Consider the following 1,455-nt stretch of genomic DNA (forward strand, 5'->3'; position numbering starts at 1 on the left):
CTGCTATATAAATTCTAGACTTGTCTAGACATTTACTTCTTTCTTCATAGGGAGCATGGGAGCGGTTATCCCTCAGAAAGCATTCACGCCAAAGCCCTGCGCGATAAGTTGATTGCAGCGTTCAAATCCCTGTCCATTACATGTCCGCAATGTCCACATGAATAGACGCGTTCACTTAATAGCAGAGATTCTTTCTTGCAGCCACAATTACTACATATTTTGGAAGATGCATACCACCTATCCGCAACAACTAACTTGCTTCCAAACTTCTTGCACTTGTATTCAAGTTGCCGCTTAAATTCATAGAATCCGCAATCGGCGATGGATTGAGCAAGCTTATGATTTTGCATCATACTCGAAACATTTAAGTCCTCAATCACCATCACGGCGTGGTTTTTGCATAAGTAATTGGTGACTTTATGGAGCGAGTCTTTACGAATGTTTGAAACGCGGTTATGATGCTTTGCCAACTTAATTTTTGATTTGTGGCGATTGTTACTACCTTTGGTTTTTCGTGCCAAAGACTTAGACAATCGCTTTAGCTTTTGGATGCTTTTCTTGTAGGCTTTTGGGTTGGGGAACACGATACCAGTACTTAATGTAGCCAGTTCTTTTATCCCCAAATCTACGCCAACAGCTTCTTGTGACTTTTGTGTCAGTTCGCATTCCACCTCGTGTGCAAATGCAATATACCAGTCATCAGCTATCCGAGATATTGTTAATTTGGTAGTCGTCGCATGAGGCAATCCTTCATAAGTCTTGACCCATCCAATCGTCGGTAACTTAACTCGCAAGCCACCTACCGGAATAGGTTTTCCGCTGGCGTCTATTGTGAAAGAATCGTTGACGCCTTTCTTCTTGAACTTTGGATATCCACCCAACCCTTTAAAGAATCGGTCAAAAGCTGCACCCAACTGATCGAAAGCGTATTGAGTAATTTTCTGACAAATACCTTTCTCTTTAATCCATTCCAACTCTGTTTTGACTGAGTTGTTGAAGAACTTCTTGAGCAGATATTTATTAGGCTTGTATCCATCTTGATATAAGCTTTTCCAAGTAGCCAAACCCCAGTTGTAAGTAAACCGCGCTATACCTGCATGTTTACTCATTACGGTTTTTTGTTCGGCAGTTAGTTTTAACTTAGTCTTGATGGATAAAAGCATTGTTCGACCTCAAAACTTGTGTTATATCTATTAGTATACTAATAAATAAAAGTAAAAACAATGACTTTTCAAAAAAAACATAAGCTAGGTGCGCTTCCTTTTAATGAAGAGCCTTTCGACAAATCACCCGTATGCTTGAAAGTACGCGAAGGTGTTAAAGAGAAACTAAGAGCCATCCCTGACTGGCAAGAACGGCTAAGAAATCTTATTGATGAATTGATTGAAAATGCGAGGAACGATTGTCGATAAATGACTGGGGTTGCCTAGGTTTTTGGCTGCTTAGGACAAACTC

The 1,455-nt window shown here is 40.3% G+C and carries 2 protein-coding genes; one reads left to right on the forward strand and one right to left on the reverse strand.

From position 1 onward, the window contains the following. Nucleotides 1–83: 83 nt before the first annotated feature. The gene (locus tag ACM0OZ_RS48760) at nt 84–1,163 is read right to left on the reverse strand and encodes an RNA-guided endonuclease InsQ/TnpB family protein (protein WP_414590144.1); all 1,080 of its coding nucleotides are present in this window, start codon (nt 1,161–1,163) and stop codon (nt 84–86) included. Between the two features lie 60 nt (nt 1,164–1,223). Between ACM0OZ_RS48760 and ACM0OZ_RS48765 the strand changes: the two genes are divergently transcribed. Next, nucleotides 1,224–1,412, forward strand: coding sequence for a hypothetical protein (locus ACM0OZ_RS48765; protein ID WP_414590145.1), 189 nt, complete (start codon nt 1,224–1,226; stop codon nt 1,410–1,412). Nucleotides 1,413–1,455 lie beyond the last annotated feature (43 nt).

Source organism: Scytonema sp. PCC 10023 (genome assembly GCF_963920835.1).
Taxonomy (GTDB): Bacteria; Cyanobacteriota; Cyanobacteriia; order Cyanobacteriales; family Nostocaceae; genus Kalymmatonema.

Excerpts from the sequence above, each read along its gene's own strand:
- ACM0OZ_RS48760 (WP_414590144.1), bottom strand. The coding sequence starts at position 1,163 with ATGCTTTTATCCATCAAGACTAAGTTAAAACTAACTGCCGAACAAAAA.
- ACM0OZ_RS48765 (WP_414590145.1), top strand. The coding sequence starts at position 1,224 with ATGACTTTTCAAAAAAAACATAAGCTAGGTGCGCTTCCTTTTAATGAA.